A 16,100-nucleotide genomic window follows, 5' to 3' on the forward strand; every position below is an offset into this window, starting at 1 on the left:
CAGCAAATGCAGGCCCGAAAACCACTTCGACCCAAGTCAAGGCATTGGCCTACGCCCCGGGTAAGGACCCCTCCGACAGCGCCAGAAGACTTTGGAGCTTCGGCATCGCTTCCACGGCATTTCGCGTGGTTTTTTCGGCCAGCTCGTCGACCCCGATGCCGCGCAGTTGCGCCACCACTTCGGCGATGCGCGGCAGCTCGCCGGGCTCGTTGCGGCCCTGCGGCTCGCCCGCGTCGCGCTGCGCCTGCGTGCGGTAGAGCCAGTGCGGCTGGATGTCTGGCGCGTCGGTCTCCATCACCAGCGCCTCGATCGGCAGGCTGGCCGCGAGCCGCCGCAGCTGCAGCGCGCGCTCGAAGGTCACGGCGCCGCCGAAGCCCAGCTTGAGCCCGAGCGCGGTGCAGGCTCGTGCCTGCTGCTCGCTGCCGTTGAACGCATGGGCGATGCCGCGCCACGGCTGCCCGCTCGCGGTCTGGCGCAGATGCTTGAGCACCTTGTCGACCGAGCGCCGCACGTGGATCAGCACCGGCAGCTCGTGCTTGCGCGCCAATTGCAACTGAGTGTGAAAGAAATGCTGTTGCTTGTCGTCGTCGAGGTGCTCGACGAAATAGTCGAGCCCGATCTCGCCGACCGCCACCAGCCGCGGATCGTCGCGCCGCGCGGCCAGCTCGGCATCGAGCAGGGCCAGGTCTTCCTCCTTCGCATCGCTCGTGCACAGCGGATGGATCCCCAGCGCATAGGCGTCGCCCTGGCGCTCGGCCAGCTCGCGCACGGTCTCGAAATTGAAGGCGGCCACGGCCGGGATCACGCACAGCGCGACGCCGCGTTCGGCCGCGCGGGCGCGGATCCCGGGCATCTGCGCACCGAACTCGGGCGCGTCGAGGTGGCAGTGGGTATCGACGAAAAGAGCCATCGCGTCATGATGCCCGAAGGGATGCAAGGCAGAAGAAAGCGTGCTACCGTGCTTTTCATCACGCTCATTGCGTGACACCCACCACGCGACAGTCTTTTGCCGGAGGTGCACCCATGCGCAGGCCCGCCATGTACAGCCGCTCGCCACGCACGCCGATCGAGTCCGACGACGGGGCCCCCGGGCAGGCCGTCACCGATCCCGTGGCGCCGCAGCCCGCCGCCGCGCGCGAGCGCTGGCAACCCGGGCGCCGCAGCTTCGCGCTGCTGAGCCTCGCGCTGTGCGCGGCCCTCGCGGCCGGCGGCGCGGCTTGGTGGCAGCGCGGCAATGCGCGCCAGCTCACGCAGAAGGACATCGACGCGGCCGTGCTGCGCACCTTGCAGACCAACACCCTGCCCTCGCCCGCCGCCAAGGCCGCCGACATCGTGCGGCCCTCGGTGGTGCGCGTGGTCGGCTACGGTTCCGAGAAGGCCACGCCCGAGGCCAAGACCCAGAAGCGCGGCCGCAACATGGCCAAGGGCAAGTCGCCCGAGGCACCGGCCGACGACGGCCCGCCGGGCCAGGTCGAGCGCGGCGTGGGCACCGGCGTGGTGATCGTCGACAAGGGCGTGATCCTCACCAACCTGCACGTGGTCGCGGGCTCCGAGACCATCAAGGTCACCTTCGCCGACGGCCTGGAGGCGCCGGCCGTCATCACCGGCGTGCAGCCCGAGAACGACCTCGCGGTGCTGCAGGCGCAGAAGATTCCCGACGACCTGATTCCCGCCGTGATGCGCTCGACCGCCGACCTGCGCCCCGGCGACCAGGTGGCCGCGGTGGGCTTTCCGTTCGGCATCGGCCCCTCGGTGTCGGCCGGCGTGGTGTCGGGCCTCAAGCGCTCGTTCCGCTCGCCCGAGGGCAAGCAGGAGCTCGGCAACCTGATCCAGTTCGACGCGGCCGCCAACCCCGGCAATTCGGGCGGGCCGCTGGTCAACATGGATGGCGAGGTGCTCGGCATCGTCACCGCCATCCTCAACCCCACGCAGCAGCGCACCTTCATCGGCATCGGCTTCGCGGTGCCGATCGAGAACGCCGCCTCGGCGGCCGGTTCGCCACCGTTCTGACCCCCTTTCTCCTCCTCGATCCAGAAAGTCCCGAATGAGCAGCACCGAGACCTCCTCCTTCGCCACGCCCGCCAGCACCGCCGAGCTCATGGAACAGATCCTCTACCAGGTGAAGCGCGTGGTGGTGGGCCAGGACCGCTTCCTCGAGCGCGTGATGGTCGCGATGCTCGCGGGCGGCCACCTGCTGGTCGAAGGCGTGCCGGGCCTCGCCAAGACGCTGACCGTGAAGACGCTGGCCGACACCGTGCAGGGCCAGTTCAAGCGCATCCAGTTCACGCCCGACCTGGTGCCCTCCGACCTCGTGGGCACGCGCATCTACAACCAGAAGACCGGCGACTTCAGCACCTCGCTGGGCCCGGTGTTCGCCAACCTGCTGCTGGCCGACGAAATCAACCGCGCGCCGGCCAAGGTGCAGAGCGCGCTGCTCGAGGTGATGCAGGAGCGCCAGGTCACGATCGCGGGCGAAACGCACAAGGTGCCGCGCCCCTTCCTCGTGATGGCCACCCAGAACCCGATCGAGACCGAGGGCACCTATCCGCTGCCCGAAGCGCAGGTCGACCGCTTCATGATGAAGGTGCTGGTCGACTACCCGACCGACGAGGAAGAGTTCGTGATCGTGCAGCGCGTGATCGGCCCGCCGGTCGAGGCCGTGCCGGTCGCCACCACCGAGCAGCTCGCGGCGCTGCAGGCCGAGGCGCGGCGCGTGTACGTCGACCCCTCCCTGATCCAGTACGCGGTGAAGCTGGTGTCGGCCACGCGCACGCCCGACAGGCACGGGCTCAAGGACATGGGCCGCTTCATCACCTTCGGCGCCAGCCCGCGCGCGAGCATCAGCCTGACCGAGGGCGCGCGCGCCCTGGCGCTGCTGCGCGGACGCAGCTACGCGCTGCCCGAGGACATGACGGCGCTGGTGCCCGACGTGCTGCGCCACCGCGTGACGCTGTCCTACGAGGGCCTGTCCGAGGGCCTGACGCCCGACGGCCTGATCGAGAAGATCATGCGTGCGGTGCCCGCGCCGCCGAAGCCGCTCGAGCACGAGAAGCTCGCCGCCTGAACCCGGATCACCCCACACGACCCGCCATGAAGAAAAGCTGGTGGCGCAAGGCCCCCGAGGCCGCCGCGAACGACGAACGCCCCGCGCTCGAAGCCGGCGGCGCCGAGCGCGCGCTGCGCCGCCTCGAATGGACCGTGATCCGCCGCCTCGACGGCCTGCTGCAGGGCGACTACCGCACGCTGATGCGCGGCACCGGCCTCGACCTGGCCGACCTGCGCGAATACCAACTGCACGACGACGTGCGCCACATCGACTGGAACGTCACGGCGCGGCTGCAGACGCCGCACGTGCGCGTCTTCACCGAGGACCGCGAGATGTCGGCCTGGTTCGTGCTCGACCTGAGCCGCTCGGTCGACTTCGGCTCGGGCCTGAAGGCCAAGCGCGAGATCTCGGCGGGCTTCGTCGGCGTGTTGGCGCGCCTGCTCACGCGCCACGGCAACCGTGTCGGCGCGCTGGTCTACGGCCACGATCTCGAGGCCGTGATCCCGCCACGCAGCGGCCGGCGCCACGTGCTGCACCTGCTGCACGCGATGGAGCGCCGCGCCGAGCAGGCCGACAAGGCGCCGCCGCAGAAGGGCATGACCCGGCTCGACGACCTGCTGAAGTCGGCCGCCACCCTGATGCCGCGCCGCTCGACCGTGTTCGTGGTGTCCGACTTCCTGAGCGAGCCCGGCTGGGAGAAGCCGCTGGGCCAGCTGGTGCAGCGCCACGAGGTGGTGGCCGTGCGCCTGTTCGACCCGCTCGAGCTCGACATGCCCGACCTGGGCCTGGTGCCGCTGCGCGACGCCGAGACCGGCGAGCAGCTCTGGGTCGACACCCACGATGCGGGTTTTCGCCGCCGCTTCGCACGCATCGCGCGTGAGCGCGAGGATGCGCTGCGCGGCGCGCTGGCCCGTGCCGGGGTCGACACGCTGGAGCTGTCGACCGCCGACGACCTGGTCGAAGCGATCGTGCGCTTCGCCGACATGCGCAAGCGGCGCGTGCGCACTTCGGGTGCCTCGCGTTCTGTAAAGGCGGTGGCTGCATGACGACCATCGGGTATATCGAGTTGACGTTGGCGACGACGAGCGCGAGGATTTCGCCGTGACCTTCCTCTGGCCCCAATTCCTCTGGCTGCTGCTGGCGCTGCCGCTGCTGGTGCTGCTCTACCTGTGGCTGCTGCGCCGCAAGAAGAAGCTCGCGGTGCGCTACGCCAGCCTGTCGATCGTGCGCGAGGCGATGGGCACCGGCCAGAGCATCCGGCGCCACGTGCCGCCGTTCCTGTTCCTGCTCGCGCTGGCCGCGATGCTGGTGGCCGCCGCGCGGCCGATGGCGGTGGTGATGCTGCCGTCGAACCAGCAGACCATCATCCTCGCGATGGACGTCTCGGGCAGCATGCGTGCCGCCGACGTGCAGCCGAACCGACTGGTGGCGGCGCAGGATGCCGCCAAGAGCTTCATCAAGGACCTGCCGCGCAACGTGAAGGTCGGCATCGTCGCGTTCGCGGGCAGCGCGCAGGTGGCGCAGCTGCCCACCACCAACCACGACGACCTCGTGACCGCGATCGACAGCTTCCAGCTGCAGCGCGCCACGGCCACCGGCAATGCCATCGTGGTGTCGCTCGCCACCCTGTTCCCCGAGGCCGGCATCGACGTCTCGCAGTTCAGCGCGCCGAGCCGCCAGCGCGGCGTGGCCATCGACCAGGCCGACAAGCCGGCCAAGGAATTCACGCCGGTCGCGCCGGGCTCCTTCACCTCGGCCGCGATCATCATGCTGACCGACGGCCAGCGCACCACCGGCGTCGATCCGCTCGACGCGGCCAAGGCCGCGGCCGACCGCGGCGTGCGCATCTACACCGTGGGCATCGGCACGGTCGACGGCGAGACCATCGGCTTCGAGGGCTGGTCGATGCGCGTGCGGCTCGACGAGGAAACCCTCAAGGCCGTCGCCAGCAAGACCCAGGCCGACTACTTCTATGCCGGCACCGCCGCCGACCTCAAGAAGGTCTACGAAACGCTGAGCTCGCGGCTCACGGTCGAGAAGAAGGAAACCGAGATCTCGGCGCTGTTCGCGCTCGGCGCCGCGGTGCTCACGCTGCTGTCGGCCGGGCTCTCGCTGCTCTGGTTCAACCGGATCCTCTAGGGCGACGCCCTCTCAGGCCTTCGCCATTCCCTCGATCCCCGCGAGCACCTCGCGCAGGATCTCCTCGGACAGCGCCTCGTCGTTCATCGCGCGCGCCAGCACCAGAGCGCCGGTCATCGCCGCCACCGCGCGGATCGCGTCGCCGCGCGCATCGGCGTTCTTGCGTGCGCGCCAGGGAAAGAACTTCGCGAAGCGCTCGATGCTGGCCTTCATGTGGGCGGTGAGCGAAGGCGCGGTGACCTGCTTCTGCGCGGTCTGGGCCGAGAAGGCCGCGAGCAGGCAGCCGTCGCCGGGCGCATCGCGGTGCGACACGCTGAGGTAGGCGCGCACGTAGTCGACCATGCCGTTGGGCAGCTGGGTGGCGGCATCGAGGTCGGCCAGCGAATGCGCCGATGCATGGTCGACGCACTCGGCCATCAGCGCTTCCTTCGAGTCGAAGTGGTTGTAGAACGGGCCGTGCGTGAGGCCCGTGGCCTTCATGATCTCGCTCACGCTCACGCCGCCGAAGCCGCGCTCGCGGAACAGGCGCGAGGCCTCGCCCAGGATCTTCTGATGCTTTTCGGCGGTTTCCGCTGCGGGGTATCGCATGTGACCTCATCCTCTTTCCGGGTACTTCCAGACCCTGGTTGACGCTATTCATGATAGGCATCATGCTTCGCACCGTCAAACATGACAGCCATCATGCTTAACGACGAAGGGCCTTTGGGAAGCGGTCGCCGACCGCGCGGGCACCCCGACTTCTTTTTTGGAGAACGACATGAGCGAGCAAGCGAACAACACCTCCGCCAAGCCCGGCACCGCGGTGGTGACCGGCGCCTCCGCCGGCCTGGGCCGGCTTTTCGCCGACCGGCTGGCGCGCCGCGGCCACGACCTGCTGCTGGTGGCGCGCCGCGGCGACCGCCTCGACGAGGCCGCCAAGGCGCTGCGCAGCCAGTACGGCGTGACGGTGAACACCCTGGTGGCCGACCTCGGCGCCGCGGCCGACCTCGAGCGCGTGGCGCAGGCCATTGCCGCCGATGCCTCGATCACGCTGCTGGTCAACAACGCCGGCACCTCCACGCTGGCGCCGGTGCTCGCGACCGCGCCCGCGTCGGCGCAGTCGATGATCGACGTCAACGTCACCGCGCTGGCGCGGCTGAGCCTGGTGGCGCTCGCGGGCTTCAAGGCGCGCGACCGCGGCACGCTGATCAACATCGGCTCGGTGCTGGGCTTCCACACGCTGCCGATCAGCAGCATCTACAGCGGCACCAAGGGCTTCGTGCTGAACTTCACGCGCGGCCTGCAGGAGGAAGTGGCGGGCAGCGGCGTGCGCGTGCAGCTGGTGCTGCCCGCGGCCACGGCCACCGACATCTGGGAGCTGTCGGGCGTGCCGGTCACGAACCTCGATCCCGCGCACGTGATGACGGCCGAGCACTGCGTCGATGCCGCCATCGCCGGTCTCGACCTCGGCGAGCCGATCACCATGCCCTCGGTGGACGACTACGCGCCGCTGTTCGCGGCCTACGACGACGCGCGCGCCCGACTCTTCGGCGCCTCGCAGAACGGCACGCCGGCCACGCGCTACGCCGGCGCGGCGCGCTGAAGGTCCGCGCCCTCAGGCCGCCGGCTTCGGCTTCTTCTTCGCGCGTGCCGGCGGTGCCTTCACGGCACCGATGCCGCCGAGGAACAGGTCGGCCACCACCGGCGCGATCGAGGCATGGTCGAGCTGGCCGCCGGGCTTCATCCAGGTGAACATCCAGTTGATCATGCCGAACAGCAGCATGGTCAGCGGCTTGGCGAGGTCGTCGCTCGGCGTGCCCGGGCGCAGCGCGGCCACCGCGCGCGCGAAGCCCGCGACCACCTCGCGCTCCTTGTCGAGCACGCGCTCGCGGTCCTGTTCCTCGAGGAAGCGCACGTCGTCGGTCAGCACGCGGTGCGCGTCCTGCGCGCCCGCGTACTCCTCGACGATGCGGTAGATGAAGCGCCGCAGCCGCTCTTCATCGGTCTGCGTCGAGGCCTCCTCCTCGGCCACCAGCGCCGCCAGCTTGGAGACGTGCGTCTCCGCGATGCTGATCAGCAGGCTGCGCTTGTCCTTGTAGTAGTGGTAGAGCGTGGCCTTCGAGAGATTGCAGGCCTCGGCCACCTGGTTCATCGAGGTGGCCGGGTAGCCCTGGCGCGCGAACAGCCGCGCGGCCCGCTCGAGGATGAGCTCGCGCTGGTCGTCGTAGCTGGCGGATCTTCCTCTGGGCATCGGTGTTCTTTCTGTTCTGGCGTTGAGAGGGTGTGACGGGCAGCGCGCGATCTTGCCCTAGCTACGCTTGGTCGCGATCAGCGGCTTGACGTCGATCGCCGGCAGCCGCGGCCGCCCGGCCTCGACCTGCGCCAGCGGCTCGACCTCGCGCATGGTCGCGAGGCTGCGCACCGCGAGCGCCTGGTAGACCTGCGTGCCCTCGAGCTTCCACGCGATCTCAGCCTCGCTCAGTTCTCTTTTCACGCGCGCGGGCATGCCCGCCACCAGCGTGCGCGGCGGCACCTTCATTCCGGCCGGCACGAAGGCGCTGGCGGCCACGATGGCCTTCTCGCCGATCTCGGCCTCGTCCATCACCACGGCGTTCATGCCCACCATGGCGTCGCGCCGCACCACGCAGCTGTGCAGGATCGCGCCATGGCCGATGTGGCCGTTGACCTCGATCACCGTGTCGTTGTCGGGAAAGCCGTGCACGCAGCAGTTGTCCTGCAGGTTCGAGCCCTCCTCGAGCACGATGCGGCCGAAATCGCCGCGCAGGCTGGCGCAGGGGCCGACATAGCAGTTCGGGCCCACGATCACGTCGCCGATCAGCACGGCGGACGGATGCACGTAGGCGGTGGGGTCGACGACGGGGATCACGCCGTCGATGGCGTAGCTGGGCATGGGTGCGGTCTCCTGTGGGGTGCCGGTCCTTCGTCTCGCGATTCAGGGTTTTCCCTGAATGCTTTGGACTTGTGCCGGATTCGTTCGCGATCCTAAAATCTACCGAACGGTCGGTCAATAGTAATTGACCCGAAGTCATCCCCCACACAGATGAGAGACAAGCCCATGTCGGAACCCCTGGTCCTCGTCGGCAATGCCGGCGCCGTCCGCACACTGAGCCTCAACCGCCCCGCGGCGCTCAACAGCTTCACGAGCGAACTGCATGCCGAACTGCTGGCGGCGCTCGAAGCGGCCGCGGCCGATGCCGAGGTGCGCTGCGTGGTGCTGACCGGTGCCGGCCGCGCCTTCTGCGCCGGCCAGGACCTCGCCGACCCGATGGTCGCGCCCGACACCACGCCCGGCGCCGCGCCCAAGGACCTGGGCCATGTCATCGAGAAGCTCTACGGCCCGCTGGTCCAGCGCATCCGCAGCATGCCCGTGCCCGTGGTGGCCGCGGTCAACGGCGTGGCCGCCGGCGCCGGCGCCAACCTCGCGCTGTGCTGCGACCTCGTGCTCGCCGCGCGCTCGGCCAGCTTCATCCAGGCCTTCACCAAGATCGGCCTGGTGCCCGACACCGGCGGCACCTGGCTGCTGCCGCGGCTCGTGGGCCCGGCGCGCGCGCTGGGCATCGCGATGCTCGGCGACAAGCTGCCGGCCGAGGAAGCCGCGCGCATCGGCCTGATCTGGCAGGCGGTGGACGACGCCGCGCTGGCCGACGCCGCCGCCGCGCTCGCGGGCCGGCTCGCCGCCATGCCCTCGCGCGCGCTGGTCGCCACGCGTGCCGCGATGAATGCCGCGCAGACCATGGACCTCGACACTGCACTGGCCGAGGAGGCCCGCCAGCAGCGCGACCTCGGCGCCGCCAACGACTACCGCGAAGGTGTCGAGGCCTTCCGCGCCAAGCGCGCCCCCGTCTTCAAGGACCGCTGAGCCATGAGCACCGAACGCACCCCGCAACAGACCGCCGAATACGTGCGCGACGGCATGTTCGCCAACGACAACGCCTCCAAGGGCCTGGGCATGCGCATCGTGGAGGTCGGCCCGGGCCAGGCCACGATCGAGATGCGCGTGCGCCCCGACATGCTCAACGGCCATGCGATCTGCCACGGCGGCTTCATGGCCACGCTGGCCGATTCCACCTTCGCCTTCGCCTGCAACTCCTACAACGAGCTGACCGTGGCCTCGGGCTTCGCGATCGACTTCATCGCGCCCGCGCGCGAAGGCGACCTGCTGACCGCGCGCTGCTTCGAGGTCTCGAAGGCCGGCCGCACCGGCGTCTACGACACCGAGATCACCAACCAGCGCGGCGAGCGCGTCGCGATCTTCCGCGGCCGCTCCTACACCGCCAAGGGCCGCCCCGCCGTCGCGGCCTGAACCGAACGAAAAAAACGAGGACCCCGTCATGCCAGCACCCCGCCCCGCCCCCGGCGATCTCGAACCGATCGAGACCGCGAGCCGCGACGAGATCACCGCGCTGCAGGTGCAGCGCCTGCGCGACACGCTGCAGCGCGCCTACGACAACGTGCCGCACTACCGCCAGGCCTTCGACGCCAAGGGCGTGCAGCCGGGCGACCTCAAGACGCTGGCCGACCTCGCGAAATTCCCGTTCACGGTCAAGAGCGACCTGCGCGACAACTATCCCTTCGGCATGTTCGCGGTGCCGCGCCAGCAGGTGGCGCGCATCCACGCCTCGTCGGGCACCACCGGCAAGCCGACCGTGGTGGGCTACACCAAGAAGGACATCGACACCTGGGCCGACCTGGTCGCGCGCTCGATCCGCGCCGCGGGCGGCCGCGCCGGCGACCTGATCCACATCGCCTACGGCTACGGCCTGTTCACCGGCGGCCTGGGCGCGCACTACGGCGCCGAGCGCGCGGGCTGCACCGTGGTCCCGATGTCGGGCGGCCAGACCGAGAAACAGGTGCAGCTGATCCAGGACTTCCGGCCCGACATCATCATGGTCACGCCGAGCTACATGCAGGTGATCATCGAGCAGTTCGAGCGCCTGGGCCTGGACGCCAAGGACAGCTCGCTTCGCATCGGCATCTTCGGCGCCGAGCCCTGGACCGAGGCCATGCGCCGCGACATCGAGGCCAAGGCCGGCATCGACGCCGTCGACATCTACGGCCTGAGCGAAGTCATGGGCCCGGGCGTGGCCAGCGAATGCGTCGAGAGCAAGGACGGCCCGGTGATCTGGGAAGACCACTTCTATCCCGAGATCATCGATCCCGAGACCGGCGAACTGAAGGCCGACGGCGAGGAAGGCGAGCTGGTCTTCACCTCGCTGAGCAAGGAAGCGATGCCGATCATCCGCTACCGCACGCGCGACCTCACGCGCCTGTTGCCGCCCACCTCGCGCGCCTTCCGCCGCATGGGCAAGATCGTCGGGCGCAGCGACGACATGATGATCATCCGCGGCGTGAACGTGTTCCCCACGCAGGTGGAGGAGATCGTGCTCGCGCACGGCGCCCTCTCCGGCCTCTACCAGGTGCACGTGAGCCGCGAAGGCCTGCTCGACCAGGTCGAGGTGCACTGCGAACTCGCGCCGAACGAAGCCGCCGCGGCCGACCGCGCGGCCATCGCCGGCTGGGTGCAGCACCGCGTGAAGACGCTGGTCGGCATCTCCACCCGCGTGGTGGTGCATGCACCGAACGAGATGGAACGCACGCAGACCGGCAAGGCCCGGCGCGTCGTCGACAACCGCCCGCGCTGAGGCGCCGCCGCTTTCCCTTGAACCGCCACCGATGACACTGAATTTCCGATCGATCGCCCTCGCCTGCGCCCTGGTGGCGCTGGCCGGCTGCGCCGCCAACTCCACCGCCCCGGCCACCGGCGCGGCCATGCCCCCGGCCGGCAAGGTCACGATCAAGCGCGACGACTACGGCGTGCCCCACGTCTATGCCAACGACGTGCGCGGCCTGTTCCACGGCTTCGGCTATGCCGTCGCGGAAGACCGCCTGTTCCAGATGGAGATGGCGCGCCGCGCGGTGCTGGGCACCGTCGCCGAAGTGATGGGCCCGGCCTATGTCGCGCTCGACAAGGGCAGCCGCGCCAGCTTCGATCCCGCCTCGATCCGCGCGCAGATGGCGCGCCTGTCGAGCGACGACAAGGCCATCTTCGACGGCTATGCCGCCGGCTTCAATGCGCGCGTGAACGAAGTGCTGGCCGCGCCGGCCACGCTGCTGCCCAAGCAGTTCGCCGATGCCGGCTTCCGCCCGAAGGCCGACTGGACCGGTTACGACGTGGCGATGATCTGGGTCGGCACCATGGCCAACCGCTACTCCAACGTGAGCAGCGAGCTCGCCAACCTGCGCCTGCTCGAGCAGCTGCGCAAGGCGCGCGGCGACGAGGCCGGCCGCCAGCTGTTCGACCAGATCCGCTGGGTGGAAGACCCGCTCGCGCCCACCACCGTGCCGCGTCCCAAGGCCGTGGCCCGAGGCGCCGCCGACGATGCGCACGCCGCCCATCGCGCGGCGCTGGCGCCGGTCTCGCCCGAGCTGCTGGTCGCGCGCAACGAGATCGATGCCGCGCAGCGCGGCGTGGCCGAGCCCTGGACCCGCCCGATCGCCAGCAACCTCTGGATCGCCGGCCCGAACAAGACCACCGACGGCAGCACCGTCTTCATCAACGGTCCGCAGTTCAACTGGTTCAATCCCTCGTACGTGTTCGGCATCGGCCTGCACGGCGCCGGCTTCGACGTGACCGGCAACACGCCGTTCGCGCATCCCGTGGTGCTGTTCGGCACCAACGGCAAGATCGCCTGGGGCGCCACCGCCGGCCCGCTCGACGTGAACGACATGTACCAGGAGAAGCTGGACCCGGCCAACCCCTACCAGTACCGCTTCAACGGCGCGATGCGCGCCATGAGCAAGCGCACCGAGCTCATCAAGGTCAAGGGCCAGCCCGACCAGAGCCTGGACGTCTACGCCACCGTGCACGGCACCGTGACCAACTTCGACCTGCCCAACGGCACCGCGTATTCGATGAAGCGCAGCTGGGACGGCTACGAACTCGAGTCGCTGCTGGGCTGGATCCACGCGATGCGCGCGCAGAACTGGGAGCAGTGGCTGGCGCAGGCCTCGCGCGTGGCCATCACCATCAACTGGTACTACGCCGACACCGCCGGCAACATCGGCTACGTCTCGCCGGGCCGGCTGCCGATCCGCCCGGCCACGCAGGACATCCGCCTGCCCGCCGTGGGCGACGGCTCGATGGAATGGCTCGGCATCCGCCCGTTCGGCGAGGACCCGAAGACCTTCAACCCGACGCAGGGCTACGTCGCCAACTGGAACAACCAGTCGGCGCCGGGCGCGGTCAGCGACGGCGGCAACTACTCGGTGGTCGACCGGGTGCACGAGTTCACGGCGCGGCTCGAGGCCAAGCCCCGGCTCACGCCCGACGAGCTCTGGGCGCTCAACCGCACCACCGCCTACGCCGACACCAACGCGCGCTACCTCGTGCCCTTCGCCCTCGAGGCGACGCGCGGCCTGCCGGCCGCCGACCCGGCGCGCCGCGCGGCCCAGGTGCTGGCGGACTGGAACATGCTCAACGAGGACCCGGCCGAGCGCGGCGTCTACGACAGCCCGGCCACCACGCTCATGACGGCGTGGCTGCCGATCCTCTACCGCAAGGTGCTGGCCGACGACCTGCCGCCCGAGGTGTTCGCGGCCTATGCGGGCACCGGCTATGCCGGCGAGACGCAGGTGGCCAGCATCCGCCCGGGCAACGGCCTGAAGCTGGTCTACAACGCGCTGCTCGGCCCCAAGGCCGGCGTGCCGCAGCGCTACGACTTCTTCAACGGCGAAGACAAGAACGCCGTGCTGCGCGCCACGCTCGCGCAGGCCGTGGCCGAGCTCGACAAGCGCTACGGCAGCGACACCGCCAAGTGGCGCACGCCGGTGACGAAGCATGTGTTCCTCACCAGCAACTTCATCGGGGCGCCGCAGGCCGGGGCCGACGAGCAGCTGACCCTGCCGAGCTACATGAACCGCGGCACGCAGAACGACAAGGTGGTGCTCGGCGCCAAGGGCGTCGTGCTGTGCACCGCCGCCCCGCCGGGCCAGAGCGGCTTCGTCGGACCCGACGGCCGCAAGTCGCCCCACTACGCCGACCAGATGGCGCTGTTCAAGGATTTCGGCTGCAAGAGCGAGGCCCTGACACCGGCCGAGGTGGACCGCCGCGCGCAGTCCAAGAAGCAGCTGAGCTACTGACCACCGATCGACGACCTCTTCACCTCTCAAGGAGAACCGCGATGTACACACAAGCCATGGACACCATGGGCAAGGATGCCGGCGACGGCAAGAAGGCCCTGCGCTCGGCCGACGAGTTGCGGCTCGAGGAACGCTTCGACGCGCGCATCGACGCCGGCGACTTCATCGAGGCCAAGGACTGGATGCCCGATCACTACCGCAAGACGCTGGTGCGGCAGATCAGCCAGCATGCGCACTCGGAGATCGTCGGCATGCTGCCCGAGGGCAACTGGATCAGCCGCGCGCCCACGCTCAAGCGCAAGGCGATCCTCTTGGCCAAGGTGCAGGACGAGGGCGGCCACGGCCTCTACCTCTATGCCGCGGCCGAGACGCTGGGCACCTCGCGCGACCAGATGTTCGACGCGCTGCACACCGGCAAGGCCAAGTACAGCTCGATCTTCAACTACCCCACGCTGACCTGGGCCGACATGGGCACCATCGGCTGGCTGGTCGATGGCGCGGCCATCATGAACCAGGTGCCGATCTGCCGCTGCTCCTACGCGCCCTATGCGCGCGCCATGATCCGCATCTGCCGCGAGGAGAGCTTCCACCAGCGCCAGGGCTACGAGGCACTGCTGACCATGATGACCCACGGCACCGACGCGCAGAAGGCGATGGTGCAGGACGCGGTCAACCGCTGGTGGTGGCCCTCGATCATGATGTTCGGCCCGCCCGACGACCAGTCGCCCAACTCGGCGCAGTCGATGCGCTGGGGCATCAAGCGCTTCAGCAACGACGAGCTGCGCCAGAAGTTCATCGACGCCACCGTCGAGCAGGCGGCCATCCTCGGCGTGACCCTGCCCGACCCCGACCTCAAGTGGAACGAGGAACGCCAGGCGCACGACTTCGGCACCATCGACTGGAGCGAGTTCTGGCGCGTGATCGGCGGCGACGGCCCCTGCAACCGCGAACGCCTGCAGGCCCGTGTCGACGCCTGGGACGACGGCGCCTGGGTGCGCGAAGCCGCACTCGCCCATGCCAACAAGCAACCGATGAAGGAGGCGGCATGACCGTCGAACAGAAACAAGAATGGCCCCTGTGGGAAGTGTTCGTGCGCAGCAAGGCCGGCCTGGACCACAAGCATTGCGGCAGCCTGCATGCCGCCGACTCGAAGATGGCGATCCAGATGGCGCGCGACGTCTACACGCGGCGCCAGGAAGGCTGCAGCATCTGGGTGGTGCGCTCCGAGCAGATCGTCGCGAGCGATCCGGGCGACAAGGACATGTACTTCGATCCCGCCGAGGACAAGGCCTACCGCCACCCGACCTTCTACGCGCTGCCCAAGTCCGTCGACCACATGTGATGCAACCCGTCGTGCCACCCCACCCGTTCGGGCTGAGCCTGTCGAAGCCGGGCACCGCCGTTCGACAAGCTCAGGGTGAACGGTCTGGGGTCTGCGACAGCCATAGGACACACAACACATGCAAGCATCGATCGAACTGAACCGCACGCCCGCCGTGCAGTACCTGCTGCGCATCGGCGACACCTGCCTGGTGCTGGCCCAGCGCATGGGCGAGTGGTGCGGCCACGCGCCCGTGCTCGAGGAGGACATCGCGATGGCCAACATCGCGCTCGACCTCGTGGGCCAGGCGCGCGCGCTGCTCACCCACGCCGGCAAGCTCGAAGGCGCCGGCCGCGAGCACGACGAGGACCAGCTCGCCTACCTGCGCGAGGAACGCGACTACTTCAACCTCACGCTGGTCGAGCTGCCGCGCGGCGACTTCGCCTTCTCGGTGGTGCGCAACACCATGATCGCCACCCTGCTCAAGCTGCTGTGGGAACGGCTGGCGAGCTCGAGCGACGAGGAAGTGGCCGCCATCGCCGGCAAGGCGCTGAAGGAAGCGCGCTACCACCAGCAGCATTCGGCCGACTGGGTCGTGCGCCTGGGCGACGGCACCGAGGAGTCGCGTCGCCGCACCGAGGCCGCGCTCAAGCAGGCCTGGCTCTACATGCCCGAGCTGTTCGAGGCCGACGCGGTCGACCGCGAGGCCAGCGCCAGCGGCCTGGGCCCGGCCTGGAACGAACTGCGCGAGCCGTGGTTCGCCGAGATGCAGCAGGTGCTCAACGCCGCCGGCCTGGCCGCGCCGGCTGAGGCCAAGTTCCGCAGCACCGGCAAGCAGGGCGTGCACAGCGAGCACATGGGCTACATCCTGGCCGAGATGCAGCACCTGCAGCGCGCCTTCCCCGGGGGCGTGTGGTGACTGCCGACACCATGGCCGCCTCGCGCATCGACGCCGCCTGGGAGGTGCTGCACTCGGTGCCCGACCCCGAGGTGCCGGCCGTGTCGGTCTGCGACCTCGGCATCGTGCGCGACGTGATCGAGCACGACGACGGCCTCGAGGTGGTGCTGACGCCGACCTATTCGGGCTGCCCCGCGACCGAGGCCATCGAGCACGACGTGCTGGCCGCGATCGAGCGCGCCGGCCTCGGCCCCGCGCGCGCCACCCTGCGCCGCGCGCCGGCCTGGACCAGCGACTGGATCAGCGACGAGGGCCGCGCCAAGCTCAAGGCCTACGGCATCGCCCCGCCCGCCCACCTCACGCCCGAGCAGGCCGCCGGCACCGCGGTGCCGATCCGCCTGTTCGGCCGCCTCGCCGGCGAGCGCATCGCCTGCCCGCGCTGCGCGAGCGAGCGCACCGAGCGGCTTTCGGCCTTCGGCTCCACCGCCTGCAAGGCGCTGTACCGCTGCCTCGCCTGCCGCGAACCCTTCGAACATTTCAAGCCGATCTAGGCCCCA

17 protein-coding genes are annotated in these 16,100 nt (G+C 69.7%); 13 read left to right on the forward strand and 4 right to left on the reverse strand.

What is annotated here, in order from left to right:
- Nucleotides 1-49: 49 nt before the first annotated feature.
- Nucleotides 50-910, reverse strand: a complete 861-nt coding sequence (locus tag ACHMXE_RS35640) for a TatD family hydrolase (protein WP_395348599.1) — start codon at nt 908-910, stop codon at nt 50-52.
- 113 nt (nt 911-1,023) lie between these two features.
- Between ACHMXE_RS35640 and ACHMXE_RS35645 the strand changes: the two genes are divergently transcribed.
- The 4 genes from ACHMXE_RS35645 to ACHMXE_RS35660 are packed head-to-tail and all read left to right on the forward strand — an operon-like array spanning nt 1,024 to nt 5,185.
- Entirely contained in the window at nt 1,024-2,010 is a 987-nt protein-coding gene (locus ACHMXE_RS35645) for a S1C family serine protease (RefSeq protein WP_203204707.1), read from the forward strand.
- A 34-nt stretch (nt 2,011-2,044) separates the two neighbouring features.
- Entirely contained in the window at nt 2,045-3,064 is a 1,020-nt protein-coding gene (locus ACHMXE_RS35650; RefSeq protein ID WP_093351739.1) for a MoxR family ATPase, read from the forward strand.
- A gap of 26 nt (nt 3,065-3,090) precedes the next feature.
- Nucleotides 3,091-4,092 carry a DUF58 domain-containing protein gene (locus ACHMXE_RS35655; RefSeq protein WP_395348600.1) on the forward strand — a complete coding sequence of 334 codons (1,002 nt, stop codon included), beginning with the start codon at nt 3,091-3,093 and terminating at the stop codon, nt 4,090-4,092.
- Between the two features lie 55 nt (nt 4,093-4,147).
- Nucleotides 4,148-5,185 carry a VWA domain-containing protein gene (locus ACHMXE_RS35660; protein ID WP_057593746.1) on the forward strand — a complete coding sequence of 346 codons (1,038 nt, stop codon included), beginning with the start codon at nt 4,148-4,150 and terminating at the stop codon, nt 5,183-5,185.
- Between the two features lie 12 nt (nt 5,186-5,197).
- On the opposite strand, the gene ACHMXE_RS35665 is transcribed toward ACHMXE_RS35660, so the two are convergent.
- On the reverse strand, nt 5,198-5,773 hold the full coding sequence (locus tag ACHMXE_RS35665; protein WP_203204705.1) for a TetR/AcrR family transcriptional regulator: 576 nt from the start codon (nt 5,771-5,773) through the stop codon (nt 5,198-5,200).
- 169 nt (nt 5,774-5,942) lie between these two features.
- Here ACHMXE_RS35665 and ACHMXE_RS35670 point away from each other — a divergent pair, with 169 nt between their 5' ends.
- Nucleotides 5,943-6,767 (forward strand): SDR family NAD(P)-dependent oxidoreductase, encoded by an 825-nt coding sequence (locus ACHMXE_RS35670; protein WP_395348601.1) that lies wholly within the window; start codon nt 5,943-5,945, stop codon nt 6,765-6,767.
- A 12-nt stretch (nt 6,768-6,779) separates the two neighbouring features.
- Here the strand turns inward: ACHMXE_RS35670 and ACHMXE_RS35675 are convergent, their stop codons facing one another.
- Nucleotides 6,780-7,415 carry a TetR/AcrR family transcriptional regulator gene (locus tag ACHMXE_RS35675; protein WP_395348602.1) on the reverse strand — a complete coding sequence of 212 codons (636 nt, stop codon included), beginning with the start codon at nt 7,413-7,415 and terminating at the stop codon, nt 6,780-6,782.
- Between the two features lie 57 nt (nt 7,416-7,472).
- Nucleotides 7,473-8,075 (reverse strand): phenylacetic acid degradation protein PaaY, encoded by a 603-nt coding sequence (locus tag ACHMXE_RS35680; RefSeq protein ID WP_093351755.1) that lies wholly within the window; start codon nt 8,073-8,075, stop codon nt 7,473-7,475.
- Between the two features lie 165 nt (nt 8,076-8,240).
- Between ACHMXE_RS35680 and ACHMXE_RS35685 the strand changes: the two genes are divergently transcribed.
- The 8 genes from ACHMXE_RS35685 (at nt 8,241) to paaD (ending at nt 16,094) form a co-directional block, all read left to right on the forward strand.
- On the forward strand, nt 8,241-9,044 hold the full coding sequence (locus ACHMXE_RS35685) for an enoyl-CoA hydratase-related protein (protein ID WP_395348603.1): 804 nt from the start codon (nt 8,241-8,243) through the stop codon (nt 9,042-9,044).
- 3 nt (nt 9,045-9,047) lie between these two features.
- Entirely contained in the window at nt 9,048-9,488 is a 441-nt protein-coding gene (paaI, locus tag ACHMXE_RS35690) for a hydroxyphenylacetyl-CoA thioesterase PaaI (protein ID WP_057593742.1), read from the forward strand.
- A gap of 28 nt (nt 9,489-9,516) precedes the next feature.
- Nucleotides 9,517-10,827: a phenylacetate--CoA ligase PaaK gene (gene paaK / locus ACHMXE_RS35695; RefSeq protein ID WP_203204700.1), complete on the forward strand. Its 1,311-nt coding sequence runs from the start codon at nt 9,517-9,519 to the stop codon at nt 10,825-10,827.
- A 31-nt stretch (nt 10,828-10,858) separates the two neighbouring features.
- The gene (locus tag ACHMXE_RS35700) at nt 10,859-13,324 is read left to right on the forward strand and encodes a penicillin acylase family protein (RefSeq protein WP_395348604.1); all 2,466 of its coding nucleotides are present in this window, start codon (nt 10,859-10,861) and stop codon (nt 13,322-13,324) included.
- Nucleotides 13,325-13,365: 41 nt separating this feature from the next.
- Entirely contained in the window at nt 13,366-14,373 is a 1,008-nt protein-coding gene (paaA, locus tag ACHMXE_RS35705; RefSeq protein ID WP_203204698.1) for a 1,2-phenylacetyl-CoA epoxidase subunit PaaA, read from the forward strand.
- Nucleotides 14,370-14,666: a 1,2-phenylacetyl-CoA epoxidase subunit PaaB gene (gene paaB / locus ACHMXE_RS35710; protein ID WP_395348605.1), complete on the forward strand. Its 297-nt coding sequence runs from the start codon at nt 14,370-14,372 to the stop codon at nt 14,664-14,666. The genes paaA and paaB overlap by 4 nt, the downstream gene beginning before the upstream one ends.
- Before the next feature lie 118 nt (nt 14,667-14,784).
- Nucleotides 14,785-15,564, forward strand: coding sequence for a 1,2-phenylacetyl-CoA epoxidase subunit PaaC (gene paaC / locus ACHMXE_RS35715; protein ID WP_395348606.1), 780 nt, complete (start codon nt 14,785-14,787; stop codon nt 15,562-15,564).
- An 11-nt stretch (nt 15,565-15,575) separates the two neighbouring features.
- Nucleotides 15,576-16,094 carry a 1,2-phenylacetyl-CoA epoxidase subunit PaaD gene (gene paaD / locus ACHMXE_RS35720; protein ID WP_093352182.1) on the forward strand — a complete coding sequence of 173 codons (519 nt, stop codon included), beginning with the start codon at nt 15,576-15,578 and terminating at the stop codon, nt 16,092-16,094.
- Nucleotides 16,095-16,100 lie beyond the last annotated feature (6 nt).

The organism is Variovorax sp. UC122_21 (genome assembly GCF_044056785.1).
Classification (GTDB): Bacteria; Pseudomonadota; Gammaproteobacteria; order Burkholderiales; family Burkholderiaceae_C; genus Variovorax.